At 33.5% G+C, this 20,498-nt stretch carries 18 protein-coding genes; 3 read left to right on the forward strand and 15 right to left on the reverse strand.

Going from position 1 to position 20,498, the window contains the following annotated elements; all coding sequences use genetic code 11:
* The 7 genes from OZP06_RS08915 to aspS form a co-directional block, all read right to left on the reverse strand.
* Nucleotides 1-531 carry an NAD(P)H-dependent oxidoreductase subunit E gene (locus OZP06_RS08915; protein WP_269221553.1) on the reverse strand — a complete coding sequence of 177 codons (531 nt, stop codon included), beginning with the start codon at nt 529-531 and terminating at the stop codon, nt 1-3.
* Nucleotides 532-613: 82 nt separating this feature from the next.
* A complete protein-coding gene (locus OZP06_RS08920) occupies nt 614-1,852 on the reverse strand; it encodes an NADH-quinone oxidoreductase subunit D (protein WP_269221554.1) in 1,239 nt (412 codons plus the stop codon).
* A gap of 44 nt (nt 1,853-1,896) precedes the next feature.
* Entirely contained in the window at nt 1,897-2,418 is a 522-nt protein-coding gene (locus OZP06_RS08925; protein WP_269221555.1) for an NADH-quinone oxidoreductase subunit C, read from the reverse strand.
* Between the two features lie 5 nt (nt 2,419-2,423).
* A complete protein-coding gene (locus tag OZP06_RS08930; protein WP_269221556.1) occupies nt 2,424-2,972 on the reverse strand; it encodes an NADH-quinone oxidoreductase subunit B in 549 nt (182 codons plus the stop codon).
* A gap of 78 nt (nt 2,973-3,050) precedes the next feature.
* Nucleotides 3,051-3,416: an NADH-quinone oxidoreductase subunit A gene (locus tag OZP06_RS08935; protein ID WP_269221557.1), complete on the reverse strand. Its 366-nt coding sequence runs from the start codon at nt 3,414-3,416 to the stop codon at nt 3,051-3,053.
* A gap of 239 nt (nt 3,417-3,655) precedes the next feature.
* A complete protein-coding gene (locus OZP06_RS08940; protein ID WP_077378011.1) occupies nt 3,656-3,850 on the reverse strand; it encodes a cold shock domain-containing protein in 195 nt (64 codons plus the stop codon).
* A 109-nt stretch (nt 3,851-3,959) separates the two neighbouring features.
* Nucleotides 3,960-5,714: an aspartate--tRNA ligase gene (gene aspS, locus OZP06_RS08945; protein WP_281240380.1), complete on the reverse strand. Its 1,755-nt coding sequence runs from the start codon at nt 5,712-5,714 to the stop codon at nt 3,960-3,962.
* Between the two features lie 295 nt (nt 5,715-6,009).
* Between aspS and OZP06_RS08950 the strand changes: the two genes are divergently transcribed.
* Nucleotides 6,010-6,369, forward strand: a complete 360-nt coding sequence (locus tag OZP06_RS08950) for a membrane-binding protein (protein WP_281238206.1) — start codon at nt 6,010-6,012, stop codon at nt 6,367-6,369.
* 84 nt (nt 6,370-6,453) lie between these two features.
* On the opposite strand, the gene OZP06_RS08955 is transcribed toward OZP06_RS08950, so the two are convergent.
* The 5 genes from OZP06_RS08955 to OZP06_RS08975 form a co-directional block, all read right to left on the reverse strand.
* Nucleotides 6,454-7,686, reverse strand: a complete 1,233-nt coding sequence (locus tag OZP06_RS08955; protein ID WP_281238205.1) for a TMEM143 family protein — start codon at nt 7,684-7,686, stop codon at nt 6,454-6,456.
* A gap of 434 nt (nt 7,687-8,120) precedes the next feature.
* Nucleotides 8,121-9,662: an arylsulfatase gene (locus OZP06_RS08960; RefSeq protein ID WP_269221560.1), complete on the reverse strand. Its 1,542-nt coding sequence runs from the start codon at nt 9,660-9,662 to the stop codon at nt 8,121-8,123.
* Between the two features lie 188 nt (nt 9,663-9,850).
* Complete coding sequence (locus OZP06_RS08965) at nt 9,851-10,819, reverse strand: transporter (RefSeq protein ID WP_281238204.1); 969 nt, start codon at nt 10,817-10,819, stop codon at nt 9,851-9,853.
* Nucleotides 10,820-11,684: 865 nt separating this feature from the next.
* Complete coding sequence (locus OZP06_RS08970; protein ID WP_281238203.1) at nt 11,685-12,149, reverse strand: hypothetical protein; 465 nt, start codon at nt 12,147-12,149, stop codon at nt 11,685-11,687.
* A 321-nt stretch (nt 12,150-12,470) separates the two neighbouring features.
* Nucleotides 12,471-12,677 (reverse strand): hypothetical protein, encoded by a 207-nt coding sequence (locus OZP06_RS08975; RefSeq protein ID WP_269221564.1) that lies wholly within the window; start codon nt 12,675-12,677, stop codon nt 12,471-12,473.
* Nucleotides 12,678-13,581: 904 nt separating this feature from the next.
* Between OZP06_RS08975 and OZP06_RS08980 the strand changes: the two genes are divergently transcribed.
* Together OZP06_RS08980 and OZP06_RS08985 are read left to right on the forward strand one after the other, a co-directional pair.
* Nucleotides 13,582-14,025: a hypothetical protein gene (locus OZP06_RS08980; RefSeq protein WP_269221565.1), complete on the forward strand. Its 444-nt coding sequence runs from the start codon at nt 13,582-13,584 to the stop codon at nt 14,023-14,025.
* A gap of 64 nt (nt 14,026-14,089) precedes the next feature.
* Nucleotides 14,090-14,923, forward strand: coding sequence for an SDR family oxidoreductase (locus tag OZP06_RS08985; protein ID WP_269221566.1), 834 nt, complete (start codon nt 14,090-14,092; stop codon nt 14,921-14,923).
* A gap of 210 nt (nt 14,924-15,133) precedes the next feature.
* Here the strand turns inward: OZP06_RS08985 and OZP06_RS08990 are convergent, their stop codons facing one another.
* The 3 genes from OZP06_RS08990 to OZP06_RS09000 all read right to left on the reverse strand — a co-directional run bounded on the left by OZP06_RS08990 (nt 15,134) and on the right by OZP06_RS09000 (nt 20,457).
* Nucleotides 15,134-15,307 carry a hypothetical protein gene (locus tag OZP06_RS08990; RefSeq protein WP_269221567.1) on the reverse strand — a complete coding sequence of 58 codons (174 nt, stop codon included), beginning with the start codon at nt 15,305-15,307 and terminating at the stop codon, nt 15,134-15,136.
* Between the two features lie 33 nt (nt 15,308-15,340).
* Complete coding sequence (locus tag OZP06_RS08995) at nt 15,341-16,465, reverse strand: ATP-binding protein (RefSeq protein WP_269221568.1); 1,125 nt, start codon at nt 16,463-16,465, stop codon at nt 15,341-15,343.
* A 524-nt stretch (nt 16,466-16,989) separates the two neighbouring features.
* The gene (locus tag OZP06_RS09000; RefSeq protein ID WP_269221569.1) at nt 16,990-20,457 is read right to left on the reverse strand and encodes an efflux RND transporter permease subunit; all 3,468 of its coding nucleotides are present in this window, start codon (nt 20,455-20,457) and stop codon (nt 16,990-16,992) included.
* Between the last annotated feature and the right edge of the window lie 41 nt (nt 20,458-20,498).

The following is a 20,498-nucleotide window of genomic DNA, read 5'->3' on the forward strand; positions in this document are numbered from 1 at the left end:
TTATTTATCGTGTAATATTATTTTATCGTCTTTGCAATCGGCTATTAACTGGTCGATTTTCTCTTTGTTCAAATGTTCTTTGTAAAAATCTCCCAACTGCATCATCGGTGCATAACCACAAGCACCTAAACACTCTACACCTCTTACTTCAAAAAGACCGTCAGCTGTAATTTCTCCTACAGGAACGCCTAGTTTTTCACAGGTATAATCCATTAAATCTTCTACACCATTTAGACAGCAAGGTGAAGTTTGGCAAAATTCAAACATGTATTTACCAATAGGTTTTTGGTTATACATGGTGTAAAAAGTAACCACTTCGTATACTTCTATAGGTTTGATATGTAAAATTTCGGCAACTTTGTCTTGTAATTCAATACTCAACCAATTGTCATGAGCGTCTTGAACTTCGTGTAAAACGGGAAGTAAAGCTGATTTTCTTTTATCTTCTGGATAATGACTGATTAGTTCATTGATGCGGGACATCAAGGCGCTGGTCATATTTATTTCTTGTTTGTAATGTGTTCTTTCCATTTTAATTATTTTAAATTTTGAATTACAAATTTTAAATGTTTTCGAATAATTTATAATTTAAAATTCATCATTTATAATTTCATTAAGCGTCTAATTCTCCAGCAATAACATTTAAACTTGATAAAATGACAATTGCATCAGATAACATTGAACCTTTAATCATGTCAGGATAGGCTTGATAATAAATAAAGCAAGGTCTTCTGAAATGCAATCTATATGGGGTTCTACTTCCATCTGTCTGTAAATAAAACCCTAATTCTCCATTACCACCTTCTACGGCATGATAAATTTCGGCTACTGGAACTGGAACTTCACCCATTACAATCTTGAAATGGTAAATTAAAGATTCCATATTATGATATACATCTTCTTTTGGAGGAAGGTAGTATTCTGGTACTTCGGCATGGTATTCATTTCCTTTTGGCATTTTTTCTAATGCTTGACGAATAATACTTAAACTTTCCCAAACTTCTGCATTTCGAACACAAAAACGATCGTAAGTATCTCCAGATTTACCAACAGGAACTATAAAATCAAAATCTTCATAGGAACTGTATGGGTGTGCGACGCGTACATCGTAATCAACACCTGCTGCACGTAAATTTGGACCTGTAAATCCATAAGCCATCGCTTTCTCTGCAGTTATGGCTCCCACATTTACAGTTCTGTCAATAAATATTCTATTTCTTTCGAATAAGTTTTCAAATTCTTTCCAAGCAATTGGGAAATCTTTTAAAAACACTTCTAATAATTCAAATGCTTTTGGTGACCAGTCTCTTTCGAAACCTCCAATTCTACCCATATTTGTTGTCAAGCGAGCTCCACAAATTTCTTCATAGATTTCATATACTTTTTCTCTAAATTGAAAAACATAAAGAAATCCCGTATAAGCTCCAGTATCTACTCCTAGAATTGAGTTACAGATCAAGTGATCGGTAATACGAGCCAATTCCATAACTATAACTCTTAAATATTGGGCTCTTTTTGGAACTTCAATATTCAATAATTTTTCTAATGTCATCCACCATCCCATATTATTAATGGGAGAAGAACAATAGTTCATCCTATCTGTAAGCGGTGTGATTTGATAAAAAGGACGATTTTCGGCTATTTTTTCAAAAGCTCTATGAATGTAACCAATGGTTGGTTCTGCTTCTAGAATTTTTTCACCATCCATTAACAAGATATTTTGAAAAATACCGTGCGTGGCTGGATGTGTAGGACCTAAATTTAGAATGGAAAGCTCGCTTCCGTCTTCATTGTGTCTCTCTTTGATTATTTTAGCATAGCGATGCTCTGGTGGTAATAATAGTTCTGACATTTATTTAATGTGAAAAATTATGTTTTAAAAAAAATTGCCTTTGCCTATTGATTGATAGTTGTTCTTCCAAAATATCGATCATCTTTATCTGTCCTTCCACTGTCTTCCATTGGAAATTCTTTTCGCATTGGGAAAGATATCATTTCGTCCATATTTAAAATACGTTTTAACTGTGGATGTCCTATGAAATTGATTCCGAAGAAATCATAGGATTCTCTTTCCATCCAATTTGAACTTAAAAATATATTTGAAATAGTTTTAATTTCTGGTTTCGATCCGTTTAAGAATGTTTTGATACGAATTCGTTTGTTTTCATACCAATTGTGTAGATGATACACTACTGCAAATTGTTCGTTTTCTTCATTATCTGGATAATGTACGCCGCACAAATCTGTTAAAAAGTGAAAACGTAAAATAGGATCATTTTTTAAAAAAAGAATGACTGCTGTATTAATATCTGAATCCATTTCAAAAGAAAAAATATCTTTATCTTGATTGAATGCAGAAACCTTTGAGCCAAATGTTTCTATTAATTTATCTTGAATTTCTGTTGTTTCTAAAGCCATTTTACTTATTGAATGTTATAAGATGCCAATAATTCTTGATACTCAGGTGAACTTCTTCTTCTTACAGATTCACTACGTACTAATTCTTGTAGTTTCATAACACCATCTACAATTTGTTCAGGACGTGGAGGACAACCAGGAACGTAAACATCTACTGGGATTACTTTGTCTATTCCTTGTAAAACAGAATAAGTGTCGAAAACTCCTCCTGATGAAGCGCAAGCACCAACGGCTATAACCCATCTTGGTTCTGCCATTTGTTCATAAACTTGACGTAAAATAGGTGCCATTTTTTTTGATATTGTTCCCATTACCATGAGCATATCAGCTTGGCGTGGTGAAAAGCTCACTCTTTCTGACCCAAAACGGGCTAGATCATAATGAGAAGCCATTGTTGCCATAAATTCGATACCACAGCAAGATGTAGCAAATGGTAAAGGCCAAAGTGAATTAGCACGGGCTAATCCAACTACGTCATTAAGTTTTGTAGCAAAGAACCCTTCTCCTACAACTCCTTCTGGTGGGGCAACCATATTTATATTTGAATCACTCATTTTATTTTTTTTATTTTGCATGTTGAATTTGAAATGGTTTAATTAATTTATAATTCAACATTTATAATTTAAAATATTTTATTCCCACTCTAAGGCTTTCTTTTTGATGATATAGAAAAAACCAACTAAAAGTAACGCCATAAAAATAATCATTTTTATCATACCTTCGATACCTAACTCTTTGAAATTCACAGCCCAAGGGTAAAGAAATATAACTTCAACGTCAAAAAGAACAAATAATATAGCTACCAAGAAATATTTAACAGAGAATGGAATTCGTGCATTACCAACTGATTCAATACCACATTCGAAATTTTTATCTTTGTTTTTAGATGATCTTTTTGGTCCAAGTTTGCCAGAGATTATTATCATACTTACAACAAATCCTACGGCCAAAATAAGCTGCATGAATACTGGGATGTAATTTAACTGTTCTGATTGCATAATTATTCTTGTTTTGCTTTAAAATGATGTGCAAAGATAGGTTTAGTGTGCGTAAATCACAAGCGCAAATCCAAAATTAGTATATTATTAAATCCAAAACGTCTATTATTTTTAATGATTATAAATAATATTGAATTTAGTATTGAGTTTGTAGAGTTTTAAACAAAAAAAAACGTTTCGAAATAAATCGAAACGTTTTAAGACGTTTTTTGCCAAAAAATAGTTGCCTATTTATTGTCTTAAAGTACTGCTACTTTTGCAGCAACTTTACCTTTTCTTCCTTCTTCTTCTTCATAGCTAACTCTATCACCTTCGCGTAATTCTTCCGCGTTGATTCCTGATGCATGAACAAAAATGTCTTTTCCTGTTTCTTCGTCTGTAATGAATCCGTAACCTTTAGATTCATTGAAAAATTTAACTGTACCTGTACGCATTGTAATAGTAATAATAATTTATAATGTAGCAAATGTAATCTTTAATATAATACGAAAATCATTCTTATAATATTTTTTTTCTAAAATTATTGATTTTCAACGTTTTCAATTAATTTGTTACATTTAATTTAATATGTAATTCCTTTAATTGTGATTCGTCAATAATTGATGGGGCATCAATCATAACATCTCTACCTGAATTGTTTTTTGGGAATGCTATAAAATCTCGAATGGTTTCTTGTCCACCTAATATTGCTACAAGACGGTCTAATCCAAAGGCTAATCCTCCGTGCGGTGGAGCACCAAATTGGAAGGCATCCATTAAAAATCCAAATTGTGCTTTTGCCTCTTCTTCGGTAAAACCAAGATATTTAAACATTAATTGTTGTGTTGTTTTATCATGTATACGAATTGAGCCTCCACCTATTTCGTTACCATTCAAAACCATATCATAAGCATTGGCACGAACTTTTCCAGGGTTGGTTTCTAATAAGTGCATGTCTTCTGGTTTTGGAGAGGTAAATGGGTGGTGCATGGCGTGATAACGTCCAGTTTCTTCTTCAAATTCTAATAATGGGAAATCGACAACCCAAAGTGGTGCAAATTCTGCTGGATTTCTTAATCCCAAACGAGTGGCCAATTCCATACGTAAAGCGCTTAATTGTGCTCTAGTTTTGTCGGCTGGTCCAGAAAGTACAAAAATCATGTCTCCAGGTTTAGCTCCTGTAGTTTTTGCCCAATTGGTTAAATCGTCTTGATCGTAGAATTTATCTACAGATGATTTGTATGTTCCATCTTCATTACATTTTACATAAACCATACCGCTAGCGCCTACTTGTGGACGTTTTACCCAGTCAATCAAGCCATCGATTTCTTTACGGGTATAATTTCCTGCTCCAGGAACAGCAATTGCAACAACCAATTCTGCGGCATTGAAAACTGGAAAATCTTTATGTTGTGCATATTGATTTAATTCGCCAAATTCCATTCCGAAACGAATATCTGGTTTGTCATTTCCGTATGTTTTCATTGCATAGTCGTAGGTGATTCTTGGGAATTTATCTACTTCAATGCCTTTTATTTCTTTTAATAAATGTCTAGTCAAGCCTTCAAATACGTTCAGAATATCTTCTTGCTCGACAAAAGCCATTTCGCAATCGATTTGTGTAAACTCGGGTTGTCTGTCTGCTCGTAAATCTTCGTCACGGAAACATTTTACAATTTGAAAATATTTGTCCATTCCACCAACCATCAACAATTGTTTGAAGGTTTGTGGTGATTGAGGCAAAGCATAAAACTGCCCAGCATTCATTCTAGATGGAACAACGAAATCTCTTGCTCCTTCAGGAGTTGATTTGATTAAGTAAGGTGTTTCAACTTCACAAAAATCGAGATCCGAAAGGTATTTACGAACTTCCATTGCGACTTTGTGACGGAAAAGCAAGCTGTTTTTTACCGGATTTCTACGAATGTCAAGGTAACGGTATTTCATTCGAATGTCTTCACCACCATCAGTTTCGTCTTCAATAGTAAATGGAGGTGTTAATGAAGCATTGAGTACCTTTAATTCGGTAACTAATATTTCTATTTCACCAGTTGGAATGTTTTTGTTTTTGGCTTCACGTTCAATAACAGTTCCTTTTACTTGGATTACATATTCGCGACCTAGGGTTTTAGCTGCTTCGAAAACTTCTTTAATAGAACGACTTTCGTCAAAAATCAATTGAGTAATTCCGTAACGATCGCGTAAATCGACCCAATTCATAAATCCTTTATCTCTTGATTTTTGAACCCAACCGGCAAGGGTAACTTCTGTATTGATATGTGAGGCGTTCAATTCGCCACAATTATGACTTCTGTACATGGTGTAAATTTTAGTTTTTGCACTTTTTAATGCAAGTGCAAATTTAGGACTAATTATGAAATTTAGATTATCAAAGTTGTTTTTTTGCATTTTAGCTTTTTTTATTTTTCATATAAAGGATTAAACGAACTAGAATTGGACGAAATCGCTTTACTAATGTAAGAAAATACATTTTTTAATATTTCCAATGTTAAGCTTTCGTCTGTGTTACGAAATTGTTAAGTAAAAGTTTTTTTAATGTAAATATTGTTTCTAAATTTGACATATAAGATATAAACAATTAAAAACTAACAATATGAAAAAGATAGTAATTTTAGTAGCGGTGTTATTTTCAGGGGTTATTTATGCACAAGATTCAAAACCTGTTTTGGAACCTTTTGGAAAAAAAATAAAAGCTACCTATTTTTATGAAAATGGACAGGTGCAACAAGAAGGGTATTTTGTAGATGGAAAATTAGATGGGATTTGGGTTTCCTATAATGAAGATGGAGATAAAATTGCTTCTGGAGAATATGTAGATGGAGTGAAAACGGGTAAATGGTTTTTCTGGTCAAAAGACAGTCAAAAAAGTAGTCTTTGCGAAGTTGATTTTTCAGGAAATAAAGTTGCGAAAGTAAAAAACTGGAGACAAGATGCCTTTGCAACTTCAAATTAGTTTGAAATCAAATAGTTAATTTAAAAAAGGAGAAAGTCAGTTTTGATTTTCTCCTTTTTTTATTGAATTTTAATATCGTTTGTCTTAAATTGCTTGATTGTACTCAAAAACGCCATCCCAAATTTCGTCAATTTGGATGAGTGCTTTTTCCAAAGGAATCACTTGCCATTTGCCATTGGTTTCTGACCCAAGACCTGTATTTTTTAATTTTGTCAATGCAGCTTTTACATCAAAATCAAGGTCTGTATTGTGTTTGGTTTTGAACCAAGATTCTATTTGATGATCGAGTTCTGTTTCTGTCATTGGCTTTTCACTACGGCTTAAGAAAGAGTAGGCCAAGATGGTTTCCTTCAGTACTTCTTCTTCTGAGGAGTTCAATAAGGAGTAAAAGGCACCACTGTTATTTCCGATATTTTTAAAATAAAGACTATCCGAAAGCATTTTTGCATATTTTATCTTCTTATTCACAAAGTTATTGTATTGACGAAACAAATAAGCTCCTAAAATTCCAAGGGCAATTAAACCTTGATTTAAGGAGGTTTTACTGTTTAGCAAATCTATGGTTTCGCCAGATTCATAGGCTGCTTGCATTTTAATCAGGGCTGGAATCACTTTGGCACTCAATAATGAAATTCCCCCTACTAGTCCTGGAACCCATAATAATAGTTTGTCGGTTACCGACATTTTTGGGATAGCATTAGGGAAAATGGTTTCTAGATCATTTTTTGGTACGCGTTTGAAGATTTTTAATACTATAGTACCTGGATCAATTGGTGTTTTATTTTTGGAAACCTTCTTTTTTTGGTAATGTATAGCATCGTGATATTTGAGGTAAATCATTACGCGATCATAATATTCGACCTCCATTTTTTTCTTCCAAAAAATGTATTTTGAAACTTTTTCTATAGTGGTGTGCTGGCCTCTTACGTATATTTCGTAATCCTTGTAGGCTGTTAAGTCTATGGCTAGTTTTAAGCCAATCAAATCGGAATCTTGGAATGCTTTGTCCAATGTTTCTGGACTCACTAGGCTATAATTACTTTGATTAAGAACTTTAAGCAGGCTTTCTTTGAAAAGCGAATAGTCGCTTTTGTCTCTAAATGTGGTTCTTTCTTTTGGATGTAAGTCAGGGTCAAAAAAAGCGTAGTTCTGTTTTAAATTCCGAATTAAGTTAAACGCTTCATAGTGGTAATAATGTTCAATGATGTCAAATAGTTTTCTGAAATTTTCAATCTTTTTTTCATCTTCACCATATTCTGCAAGTTGTTGTTCGAGTAGGAATTCCTTATCAAATGGGATATAGTGTTCTTGTTTCATTCGTTACTTTGTCTGTAATGGAAATATTTTTTATAAATGGGCAAAGATAAACTACAAAAAGAGAACAGTTAGGTTTAATCTTTAGAATTGCGAGTACGGTTTTCAAATTATTTTATGTATTATACACTATATTAATTTCCAAATACAATATTTATTATGTGTTTTGGTTGTCGAATCGAATGTGGATTTAATTCAATACATTTTAAAAATTGGTATATCAATTGGATACGTTTAGTCTTTTTTTATAAAATTCGATCGTATGCCTAAGAAATTTTGTTTGTTACCCTTATTTCTTTTTGTTAGGTAGTTTGGTGAGATAGTAATTGTATGTTAAATTGGTATTTTTATTAAATAAAAAGACCGCCTAAGATATTTAGACGGTCTCTCATGTTAATTTTAAACGACATTTTTATTTCTATCGTTTGATATGTGTTTTATTTTTTGCTGCCTGGTTTCAAAGTTCCTCCTTCTTGTCTTACTGGAAATTTTTCAAATGTAGCAAAGTGTTGGGCTAATAAATCCTGAACTTGTCCTCCCCAAGCGATTCCTAGTTTCATGGCAATTTCTCTGCTTTTCCATTCGAGATGTTTTTCAAAAGGATCTTGTCTAAGATTAATTAATAAAGCGCTCGGCTTGTTATAATCGAAGAATCCTTCGCGTATTGACATATGTGATTTCCAGTTGCCAATTCTAATGGCAGTTAAATCTTTTTCGTTGTAATAAAGTTCAAAATTTCTTTGTGACTCCGCATTACCTGTCCAGTGTTCAAGATTGTTTACACCATCGATATAAACTTTATTTTCTTTTGCCAATTTCTCCCTTATGTTATCCACGCCACAAGCTGCCGCTAATGTGGTGAATATGTCTGTATGATCTTGTATTCCATTTGAGATTTTACCTGCCGGTATTCTAGCTGGCCATCGAACCAGCATCGGTACACGAACTCCTCCTTCCCAAGTGGTCGCTTTTTCTCCCTTAAATGGAGTTGTACCTGCATCAGGATACCAATCCACCATAGCCCCATTATCAGAAGTGAATATTACGATAGTGTTTTTAGCGATTCCAAGTTCTTCTAGTTTTTTTAGTAGTTCACCAACATAATTATCAAGTTCTATCATACCACTACCATAAATATCAAATTCGGAAGAGTATTTTGCGGCAAGTTTTTTATGTTCTTCTCTTAAATGAGTGTAAATATGCATTCTGGAAGGGTTGAACCAAGCGAAAAAAGGTTTGCCTTCTTTAACTGATTTTTCCATGAAATTGATTGTTCGTGAAGTAAATTCTTCATCCACAGTTTCCATTCTTTTTGGATCAAGTGGTCCAGTGTCTTTTATGGTTTGTTTTCCAACTTTTCCAAAACGCGAATCAACAGTGGCGTCATCGGTATTAGAGGCTACACAATCCAAAACACCCCGTGGTTTGTATCTTTGGTCAAACCCCGCATCTTTAGGCCATGTGTCTAAGTATGATTCTTCTTCCGTGTTGAGATGATAAAGATTTCCGTAGAATTCATCAAACCCGTGTACCGTTGGAAGGTGTTCATTTCTATCGCCCAAATGATTTTTCCCAAATTGCCCAGTCTTATATCCTAGAGGTTTAAGAACCTCTGCAAGAGTTGGGTCACGTTTATCCAAACCTATTGGCGAACCAGCCATTCCTACTGTAGTCAATCCTGTTCTGATAGGCAGTTGTCCAGTTATGGTCATCGCTCTTCCAGCAGTACAGGAGGGTGCGGCATATTGATCTGTGAATATCATGCCTTCTTTGGATATACGGTCAATATTTGGTGTTGGTACCATCATCCCAAGGTTGTAGGCGCCTACGTTAAACCATCCAACATCGTCAGCCATAATGATTAGTATATTTGGCTTATCTCCCTCTTGAGATTTACCGCTACTTGAGGTAGCTTTGTTTTGTGCAAACGAAATCTGCATAATACAGATAAGGAAAGCTGTTAAATTGACTCTTTTCATAGGGTTTTAATTTTGGATGAATTTAATAAAATAGGAAACTTATAAATTTATACAGTTTTTGAATTGAAAACCGTATCGCAAATTATTTTGTCAAACAGTAAATCAATTTATTGCGATTTTAAAAAAAAAAATATTGTCTGTGTTGTTTTAGAATCAGATATTTACACCTTTAAGATTAAATAACTAAGTTATAGTAGTAGATAGTTTATGCCCAGTTGCACGGATAATCCAGCGTATCTGTTGCGTATTCCAAAATTATCTGTAAATCTTGCTAATACACCTATTTTGCCTGGAATGAACCAGTACGATCCATAAGCTCCAATACCATATATTTTGTCTTTTAATTCACTTCCCTTTTCTCCTTTATCATTACTTGTTTGCCAAGTGCTATATCCATAAAGTCCTATTTCATGACCCATTGTAAAATTGTAAGAGGAGCTAATGTCGTAGGTTAGGTGGCTACCCTCAATATAATCGATCCCTTTTTGTTTGCTGTTCAATTCATAAGTTAATGCAGTTGTAAAACTTATTTTTGGAATTGGCTTGATGCGGCTGGCGATTCGAAAATTATGTGACCAGTAACCCAGTCCTACATTTTCAGGACTATTGGTTTTGTATTTACCTGTGGGCATCCAAAGACCATATGAAATGGAAGTTGCTAAATTTTCTTTCTCCCAAGTTAGCCAAATGGGTTGTATGTAAAAATCACCTAATCCAAAGGAATTAATGTTAATAACTTGTTCGCCAGCATTGTTTTGACCGGAATAAAAATCAAGTACTATACTTGCATTTGGTTTATTTGCAATAGGTAGGAGTGAAGCGCCCCATCTGGCATTCAATATTTTTCCTTTTCCAAAATAAAGAATCATCGGAATAATTGAACTGGTTGATACGTTTTGGCTTAATTCAATTGATAACGGGGGAGATTGGCTTATTTCAAATTTATCCGATTTATCACCTGAATTATTGTAGAAATCTTGTTTAGAATAAGAATAGTATAAAGAAAATACCCAGCCAGGACTAGGGGGGATAAAATAATCATTTGGATTGAAACTACTTCCAGTATAATGCCCTTGCGCCTGTAGTTTTGTGCCAGATACTATTAAAAGAAAGGCTAAAAAGAATTTAAGTGGTACTAAAGGATTCTTGTAAAACATATAAATAGCATTTTAGTTAGAGTTTATATTAAAGGGTCTTTATTTAAAACGACTTACAAAATTATCGTTGTTTCAAAAAAAGCTTATAAGATTATTCGATCTGTAAACTGTTTTTCTAGAAAATAAATTTTTAAAAGTTGTTTGTCATTTAGTTATGCGAACGGCCTTAATTATTATATAGTATGAATGTCAAAGTTGACACGTGTATATTTTAAAAAAAAAGTCTTAAAAAAACAAACTTTTGGCAATTGTAAACCGCGTAGAAGAATTTTGTTGTACAAGACTTACTGTCTGCGATAAATAATATTTAATTCCTCAAAAAGAAATGTTTTTAAAATGCAAGAGTAGGTTTAAAAAGTATTGGGGCTGCAATTTTAAATGCTACAAAGGATAGAATTAATTGAAAATTTCCTTTTATTTTAAAATTGAATCATTAAATTTAACATATTAAAATATAATTACAAAATTAATTACAAAAAAAATATAGTATGCTTAATATATTAAATTTTATGATTCTGATATATTTCTATAATTTGAATATCCTTATTGTAAATAAATAGACTTTGAGTCATAAAAAGTAAGGTACGTTTCTCTTGAATTTTAATTTATTCCTTTTTGCGATTTATTCCATTTTAAAATAAAAAGGATCATCATAAATTGGCATTTATAAATTTTATAAATCTCTAAAATTCCCAAATTCAAAAAATAGTATTTTAATGTTGTATGCGGCTATTTGTTCGGAATATTGTAAATCAGTATGGTCTATTTGTTATTGGATTTATTTAAATCCAAATAATTTGGAGGTCACTTATCTCTTTAAGGAATAAGAAGTTTTTCTTAAATTTTGTACCTTTTATCGAAAAAATCATCTTCTACCATATACGGTTACATCAGCGGTTCCCTGAAATATGCCTTTTGTGTCATACCAAAATTCAATAGATTTAATTTTTCGTGTCCCGCCTCTTAAATCGATTATTCTACTTTCGCCTCCTCTTGGTATTTCATAACGTGTTTGAATAATTTGTGGAGCGCCAGAATGATAGCGTACAAGCATTTTTCTTATGTTTACGGGTGCATCTGTAACTCTAAATTTTAGTTTGCTATAATAATCTCTTTGACCGGGGACATTTAAAACATCATGATCCAAAGAATAATTAGCGTGAACCGTTCCTAATACATTCCATGAACCAATACCAGCAACGGGGTAATGCCTATTGTTTATTGCTTTGTTGTTTGGATATGTTTTATTCCAATTTTGAGCAATCAAATTATTTGAAAAAAAGTTTAAAAATAAAATAAAAATTACGGATAAAAGTTTAGCATTTTTCATAATTACTAAATTAAAAGAGTACTATAATTTTTTATACACAAATATAAAAAAAAATAGTTTCACAAATGAAAAAATAGTTAAAAAATTAAAGATAACATAATAAAAATAGGGTTGTATTGGGTGTTTATTTTAAAAATTAACACAAACTTGTTTTTATTATTAATCTTTTATTTACGCTTAAAATCAATTTAAAATCAAGTGGCCTACTTATGTCTGTTGTAATTTGGTTTGATAGAAAATTTTAAATGTTAAGATTTTCAATCATGTGTGCTTTTTAGGAAGATCTTGGGATAGCGACAATTCCTCGTAGGTAATGCGATCTTAGGCATACCTTGGTAATGTTATTTGTTTTTTTTCCGATTGCAACCAGTGTTTGGGACTAAAAATTCTACTTCGATCTGTTGATAAAGCAGGACAAGTTTCCATTTGAATTGCAGAACCCTTCAGTAAAGGGTATAAAATATTTTCCTGAACGAAAACATTGGTTTCAATTTGATTGATTGCGGGTATAATTTTGGTATATGGCAATAACACCTTAAGTTGTTCAGCGTCAAAATGGCTGACCCAAAAGACCCTAATCTTGCCTGCTTTAACGAGTTATCCCATCGCCTGCCACGATCCTTTTGGATCTCCTTGAGGTATATAAATATGATAAAAGTCCAGAAAGTTTTCCCAAATTTTATTTATAGATGTTTCAGGTTGTGAGTATTGGCGCCAAATAGGTTAGGGGTTTCAAAGCCTATAATGATTATTACGGTAGTAAATTTTGTAGTTGATTTTAAAAACTTTCGACGGTTTACTCCTAAACTGTTTTATTTTCATATAGGTTAATTTTAATTTTTAGGAGTCATATACGGTACCGCCTTTTTACTTATTGTAGTTTGTCTGCAACAAACTGGTTGTTAGTGGTGAATTCATAATTAGGTATTCCTTTTTGTTTTATAATACTTATTGTTGCCGATTTTCGGGTATGCATAAGGCTAAATACTTTTTAAGATCACTAATAATCAGCAAGACGTTTGTTGTTTCAAATGTATTCATTTAGAATAAACCTGTAAATTGAAATTAACTTAGGGTAATCCGAAAAATCAGATTTCTACACTATTTTGATTTCAGGCCATGGGATAAATTTTGCAGTCCTTTTGCATAAGCCAACTCCAATTGATGATTTTTTTGTGATCGTAATTTTTTTCAATGTTTGGGCTGTTTCGGCAATGAAAATCAGGTTTTTGGCTGTTAGTGTTTTGAAATTAAGGTATTTAATTTGTGTTTTTTGTAAAATATTTAAAAAAGGGGCTGTTGTTTTTGTTAAAATTTTATACTTTTAATATAACAATCGAAATATTTGTACAAAAAAAACCTTCATTGAATTGCAATAAAAAGATTGTAACGATTAGTTAAGTGATTTGTTTTCATTTTTATAAACGACTTTATGACAAAAGCAGCAATACTAAAAGGATCATTATTAGCCGGACTTATTAATGCTATTATTAATTCCTTGCAATATTGGTTTTCTATGGCTAAAGATTACCCAACTATTTTTTTGACTCAAAATAGTATTTCTTCTGAGATACCAACGGTTTTTTCTAAGGCAGTTCCAGTTGCGGTATCTTTGTGTTTTTTTGTGACCTCAATAGCATTTTGGACTACTAAAATGCCAAATAAGCCACCCTATTTTCCAGGTTATTTTTTAAAAGCATTAAAGCATTGTGTTTTTGCCTTTGGACTGGTTACTATTTTTGCAATCCTTTTTCAGAGATATATGGGTTCTATTGAAGTTTCACATACAACGGCTACCATTGTTACTGGACTTGTTGCAGGAATGATCACAGTTTTAGTGGATTTTGAAACCAAAACATCATTACTGGAAAAGTGATTGTAATACAACAAAAATAATGAGTGTGATTAGCCAAAAGAACGGAATTTAAATTTATTTTTTTATGGAAACAACAAAAACAATTGTAGTTACAGGTTCTCAATCTGGAATGGGATATGCATCACGATTATTGCTCGAGAAAAATGGTGCTAAAGTAATTGGAGTTACCAATACAGCTGACGCCGAGGTTCAAGCAGATTTATCAACACCTGAAGGAGTAGATTATGCGGTTCAGGAAATTATAAAATTGAGTGGAGGGAATATTGATGGCGTTTTTGCCAATGCAGGTGTAGATAGCTCAAATGCGGCTCTTGTTTTTGGTTTAAATTATTTTGGAATAATTAGATTGATTACTGCTTTACAACCTTATCTCAAAAAATCTAATAATGGAAGGGTTGTCATAAATGCATCCAATTCTGTTGTTATTACACCGGGTATTCCAAATGATGTTGTTGAAGCGTTATTAGAAATGGATAAAGAGAAGGCGATGAATCTTATTCAAAAAAATCCTTTTTGGACCTATCAAGCAAGTAAGACAGCCATAACAAAATGGGTGCGACAAAATGCCTTCAAAAGCGATTGGGCAGGTAGTAATATTTCGATGAATTTGATTGCTCCAGGTGTTGTTTTGACTGCATTAATCGAGCATGATATGAAAGATCCTGTAAAAGCAAAAGGGATAAATAGTTTACCTAAACCGAATGGTGATTTTGCAAAAGCAGAAAACATTGCCCCTTTGGTTAAATTTTTACTTTTAGATGATTCCCGTTTTATCATAGGACAATACATTATTATTGATGGTGGAGTTGAAGTTACATGGCGCGGAAACGAATCCCCTAAAACGTGGGACATTAGTTTTGATGATTTTGGTGCTTTATCGTCAACGGGAGATTCGTAAAAAACTAATTATTAAGAATTATATAATGAATACGATCTTTCTTCCCCCTCGGTAAGTTTCAATTTCATCATATCCAAGTACGCACTCCTTTTTTAAGTATATTCGTCAGTACTTGAATTATTTGAATAATATAGTTTCGAAACGAAGTCTAATTCAGAAATTAAAAAAAGCCACTTGTTTTTCTAGTTAACAAGTGGCTTTTTTATGTATTTAATTTTCTAATGAAACTCTTTTATTTCTTCGGTCTCTTAACCAATATTTGGTTCTTTTGACTAAATAAAACATTACGGGTACCATTACCAAAGTTAATACCGTGGCGTACGTCAAACCAAAAATGATGGTCCAGGCCAATGTTCCCCAGAAAATCACGTTGTCTCCTCCCATAAAGATGTGTGGATTTAAATCGGTTTTATTTTATTAAAATAAAAACTCTTCGTAGTTGTCTGGTGTTACTATTTTTGATGCTACATTTTCATAATTTGTAGAAAAAGTAACGGGAATTTTATATTTCACTTTAGGATTCCATTTTATTTCGCAAGCTAAAATTTGGTTGTCTATTTTTTCAATATAATCTATTTCCTGTTGTTGTGTGGTTCGCCAAAAATAGGGAATAGCTTCATTTTGTTGGATGTTAAGGTGTTTTATACGCTCGCTTATAATGTAGTTCTCCCATAAACTGCCAATGTCGGTTCTTTGTGACAAAGGATTGAAGTTTCCAGTAACAGCATTGATTACGCCATTGTCATAAAAATAAATTTTTCTGCCTTTTTTTATTTCATTTCGGATATTATTGGACAGGGCGGGAAGCTTGAAAACTACAAATGTTTTCTCGAGCAGGTCGATGTATTTTTCAACGGTTTTGTTGTCTATTTGAAGGAGTCTGCTGAGTTCATTGTAATTGACCTCGCTTCCTACTTGAAGTGCCAATGCTTTGACTATTTTTTGAAGCAATACAGGTTTTGATATTTGGTCTAATAGGAACAAATCTTTGTACAAATAGCTATTGGCAATCAGTTTTATGTGTTCCTTGGCGTCAATTGGGTTTGTTATTATTTCTGGATAACTTCCGTAAATTAAGCGTTGTTCCAAGTTTCTTTTTTCGTCTAATAATCCGTTATGAGTTACCATTTCTGAAAATGCGAGTGGGTACAAATACATTTCGTATTTTCTTCCAGTTAAGGGTTCGTTGAGTTTGTTGGCCAATTCAAAGCTGGACGAACCTGTGGCGATAACTTGAACCGATTTGATCTGGTCTACTATAATTTTGATTACAATGCCAATGTTTGTGATACGCTGTGCTTCGTCAATAACAAGGACTTCGTTGTCGCCAATGATGTTTTTTAGTTTGGTAACATTTGGGTTTTCGAATAAAACAAGCACATCCGATTCGTCTCCGTTCAGAAAAAGTGTTTTTTTGTCTAAATCGGCAATTAGATTTTCAACAAAAGTGGTTTTTCCAACTTGCCTTGGTCCAAAAACCAGTAGCGCTTTTCCTTTGAATAAGCGGGCTTTGGCGTAGTCTGTTTGTTGTCTTCTTACCATAATGAATTGATTTTGAAGAAACAAAAGTAATTATTTAAGTTATAAATCCAAAATTATTATGGTTATTTTGGATTTGAATCCAAAATAATTATGTTTTTATTGGATTTGAATCCAAAATAACTATTTTTTTTGCTGGTATAAGCGTAAAGGATAGTAGGCAATGTCATTAAGTTAAGAATTTCTCACTACGCTTTTTCAAAATATAACTCTCGCAAAGACGAGAAGACGCAAAGAAATCGGCACTAAACTTTGCGTCTTCGTGTCTTTGCGAGAAAAAACAAAGCTTAACTTTATGACATCGGGATAGGAGTAAGCTGCCGAAGTAGAAACGGATTCCCAATAGCTATCTGGAGACCGCATTAAGGAATGAGGCCGTGTGAGCGCATAGTAGAGTAGGACTCTTTTCTTAATGGGGTTACGCCCTAATAATTCTGATGTTTTAAAAAAAACTTCTTTTAAACCAAAAAACCACTCCATTCTCAAAATTAGAGAGGAGTGGTTTTGTGATTTGAGTTGAATTCTGTTTATTCTTCTGATGCGATTCTGCTGTTTCTTCTATCTCTTAACCAATATTTGGTTCTCTTAACAAGGTAAAACATTACGGGAACCATTACTAAAGTTAAAACTGTAGCGTAAGTTAATCCGAAAATGATGGTCCAGGCCAATGGTCCCCAGAATATTACGTTGTCTCCTCCCATGAAAATGTGTGGATTCAGTTCGGTTACCAAAGAGAAGAAGTCAAAGTTTAGACCAATCGCTAGAGGAATTAATCCCAATACTGCGGTTAAAGCAGTTAATAGAACTGGTCGAAGTCTGGATTTTCCGGACTCGATGATTACTTCTTTGATTTCGTCTAAAGTTAAATCATCGTGACTTTCTAAATGATTATCAGCTACTTTTTTGTCTAATAATAATACAAAGAAATCCATTAATACAATTCCATTTTTCACTACAATCCCTGCGAGTGATATGATTCCCATCATGGTCATCAAGATTACGAAATCCATGTTGGCAATGACATAACCATAAAAGACGCCACTAAAACTTAGTAAGACTGTAAATAAAATAACCATCGATTTGGAAACGGAATTAAACTGCAATACGATGATGATAGTGATTCCTGCCAAAGCCAAAAATAAAGCATACATCAGGAAGCTTTGGTTTTTTCCTTGTTCTTCTTGCACTCCTGAGAAGGAATAACTTACTGATTTTGGTAATTCATATCCTTTTAAATCGGCAGCAATTTGTTTTGTAATCTCATCTCCATTGTAACCCGTCAGAACATTGGAGTACACCGTCATAATACGTTTTTGGTTTTTCCTTTTGATCTGATTGTAAGTGTTGGTTTTTTCTGTTTGAGAAACTGCCGAAATAGGCACTTGCATCATTTGTCCATTTGTTTGATTTCGGAACGTCAAGGATTGATTGAACAATACATTTTCGTTTTTGCGCTGATCGTCTTGCATACGCATGGTGATGTTGTAATCATCGTCACCCTCTTTGTAGGTGGAAATTTCCTGACCATATACGGAACGACGTAAGTTGAATCCCAATTGTCCAGTTGAAACCCCTAAGCTTCCAGCACTTACACGATCTACTTTTACCTCAAGTTCAGGACTTTCTTTGTTGACATCAATGCTCAAACGTTCTATTCCAGGAATGTTTTTTGAATTGATGAAAGTGATCATTTTGTCCGCTTCTCTCAGCATTTCATCATAATCAATTCCTGTCAACTGAATGCTGATTGGATAACCTGCCGGTGGACCGTTTGCATCTTTTTCTACAGTAACTGTAGCTCCTGCAATTGCTTTTACTTTTCCTCTAATTTCTTCTAAAATATCGGCAGTACTGATTCCTTTTCTAAATTTGTATTCCGAAAAATTTACAGTTACTTTTCCTTTGAAAGGGGTTTCAGAATCAGATCCAGCATCTACATTTGGATTTCCGGCTCCAACACCAACTTGGGAGACGATGGATTCGGCCAAGTAATTTTTATTGGTGCTCTTATCTACATATTTACTTAATATGTTTATTACTTGTTTTTCTACAAATAGGGTAGCCTTGTTGGTTTTTTCAATATCGGTTCCTTGAGGGTATTCGATGTAGGTAATCACTTGATTTGGAATATTATCTGGAAAGAATAATACTTTTCTAGGGAAGATTCCCAATAAGATGAAAGAGAAAAATAATAATCCAATTATTCCAACCAAAGAAATCCAAGCATTTTTTTGGGTTAAAATTTTAGCCAAAAACACTTTGTATCGGTCTTCCATTCTTGGAAAGAAACTGTGCTGAAAATCTTGTGTCCATTGGTATAATTTTAATTTGTACAACCACATTAGCCCAAGCGAAATGATGGCAAGATGACCAATTGCTTTCGCCAGTTTAGAATCGTATATATTACCGACTAAGACAAAAATAACAGCAATTATTGTAAAAATGATTGAATACATTTTTGCCGATTTTTTGGTCACATTTTTATCTTCAATTTCCATAGAACCTGCGGTCATGGCAGCATTAACTACCATAGCAACAAACAACGATGCGGATAAAGTAACGGTTAATGTGATTGGAAAATATTTCATAAATTTCCCCATTGTTCCTGGCCACAAAGCAAAAGGCAAAAAGGCCATTAAGGTAGTCGCCGTTGAAGCAATCACGGGCCAAGCAATTTCGCCAATACCTATTTTGGAAGCTTGCATACGATTCATGCCTTTTTTCATATTGGCAAAAACGTTGTCTACTACCACAATTCCGTCATCAACAAGCATTCCCAGTCCCATTACCAATCCGAACAGAACCATAGTATTTAAGGTTAATCCAAATGCCGAAAGTATACTAAATGCCATTAACATAGACAAAGGAATAGCGGCTCCAACAAACAAAGAGTTTCGTAAACCCATGGTAAACATCAATACGATCATTACCAACACAATTCCGAAAATGATGTGGTTTGACAATTCATCTACTTGGTGTTCTACACGAGAAGATTGATCATTTGTCAACTCAATTTTTAGATTCGAAGGGAGGTAAGATGTTTTGGCTTCTTCAATTTTTTCTTTCACTTGTTCAATGGCCGAAATCATGTTTTGATTGGAACGTTTTTTTACGTTCAACATGACTACTTCGGTCCCTTTTTCACGGGCATAGGTTGTTTTTTCTTTTTCTTTAAAACGAACAACAGCAATATCTTTTAGGTAAACGGTTCCACCATTGTGTTTTACAATAATGTTTTCCAGTTCTTTCGGGTCTTTGATTTCACCTACGATTCTGATGTTATTTCTAGAACCTTGAGAGATTAGATTTCCGCCAGAAAGTGTCATATTCTCATATTTTACTGCATTCTGGATGTCATCAAAGGATACTTGAGCAGCGGTCATTTTAAAAATGTCAACGGCAATTTCAACTTCTTTGTCATCTACACCAAGGATGTCTACTTTTTTAACTTCGGGTATTTCTTCGATGTCGTCTTGAAGTAGTTCGCCATATTTTTTTAGTTGTTGAGTGGTGTAATTCCCCTGTAAATTGATGTTTAGAATGGGTACTTCTTCCGAAATGTTCAATTCAAAAACACTTGGTTCTACTTTGCTTCCATTGTCAAGATTTGGCCAGTCGGTATCTGCTTTTACAATATCTACTTTGTCCTTGATCTTTGTCTTTGCATCCAAAATACTGATTTTGTCTCCAAATTCGACAATGATCATTCCGTAATCTTGAAAAGAACTCGAAGTTATTTTTTCGACCCCGCTGATGTTTTTAAATTCTTTCTCGAGTGGTTTTATGATTAATTTTTCGACATCTTCTGCTGAGTTTCCAGGAAATATAGAAGAGATATATACTTTATTCTCTATAATTTCAGGAAAATCTTCACGAGGCATCGTAACGTAGGCAATGATTCCAGTAATAACAATCAATAAAGTTAGGATATAAACCGTAACTCGATTTTCGATGGCCCAACTTGATATTCCGAATTCTTTGTTTTGGTGTGACATATAAGCCCCCTAGCCCCCAAAGGGGGAACTCCTATTAGGGG

Source organism: Flavobacterium sp. IMCC34518, assembly GCF_027111095.2.
In the GTDB taxonomy this organism is placed as follows: Bacteria; Bacteroidota; Bacteroidia; order Flavobacteriales; family Flavobacteriaceae; genus Flavobacterium; species Flavobacterium praedii.

Bases quoted from the DNA above. Each gene is read 5' to 3' on its own strand.
- OZP06_RS08915 (WP_269221553.1), bottom strand. From the start codon at position 531: ATGGAAAGAACACATTACAAACAAGAAATAAATATGACCAGCGCCTTG.
- OZP06_RS08920 (WP_269221554.1), bottom strand. From the start codon at position 1,852: ATGTCAGAACTATTATTACCACCAGAGCATCGCTATGCTAAAATAATC.
- OZP06_RS08925 (WP_269221555.1), bottom strand. From the start codon at position 2,418: ATGGCTTTAGAAACAACAGAAATTCAAGATAAATTAATAGAAACATTT.
- OZP06_RS08930 (WP_269221556.1), bottom strand. From the start codon at position 2,972: ATGAGTGATTCAAATATAAATATGGTTGCCCCACCAGAAGGAGTTGTA.
- OZP06_RS08935 (WP_269221557.1), bottom strand. From the start codon at position 3,416: ATGCAATCAGAACAGTTAAATTACATCCCAGTATTCATGCAGCTTATT.
- OZP06_RS08940 (WP_077378011.1), bottom strand. From the start codon at position 3,850: ATGCGTACAGGTACAGTTAAATTTTTCAATGAATCTAAAGGTTACGGA.
- aspS (WP_281240380.1), bottom strand. From the start codon at position 5,714: ATGTACAGAAGTCATAATTGTGGCGAATTGAACGCCTCACATATCAAT.
- OZP06_RS08950 (WP_281238206.1), top strand. From the start codon at position 6,010: ATGAAAAAGATAGTAATTTTAGTAGCGGTGTTATTTTCAGGGGTTATT.
- OZP06_RS08955 (WP_281238205.1), bottom strand. From the start codon at position 7,686: ATGAAACAAGAACACTATATCCCATTTGATAAGGAATTCCTACTCGAA.
- OZP06_RS08960 (WP_269221560.1), bottom strand. From the start codon at position 9,662: ATGAAAAGAGTCAATTTAACAGCTTTCCTTATCTGTATTATGCAGATT.
- OZP06_RS08965 (WP_281238204.1), bottom strand. From the start codon at position 10,819: ATGTTTTACAAGAATCCTTTAGTACCACTTAAATTCTTTTTAGCCTTT.
- OZP06_RS08970 (WP_281238203.1), bottom strand. From the start codon at position 12,149: ATGAAAAATGCTAAACTTTTATCCGTAATTTTTATTTTATTTTTAAAC.
- OZP06_RS08980 (WP_269221565.1), top strand. From the start codon at position 13,582: ATGACAAAAGCAGCAATACTAAAAGGATCATTATTAGCCGGACTTATT.
- OZP06_RS08985 (WP_269221566.1), top strand. From the start codon at position 14,090: ATGGAAACAACAAAAACAATTGTAGTTACAGGTTCTCAATCTGGAATG.
- OZP06_RS08990 (WP_269221567.1), bottom strand. From the start codon at position 15,307: ATGGGAGGAGACAACGTGATTTTCTGGGGAACATTGGCCTGGACCATC.
- OZP06_RS08995 (WP_269221568.1), bottom strand. From the start codon at position 16,465: ATGGTAAGAAGACAACAAACAGACTACGCCAAAGCCCGCTTATTCAAA.
- OZP06_RS09000 (WP_269221569.1), bottom strand. From the start codon at position 20,457: ATGTCACACCAAAACAAAGAATTCGGAATATCAAGTTGGGCCATCGAA.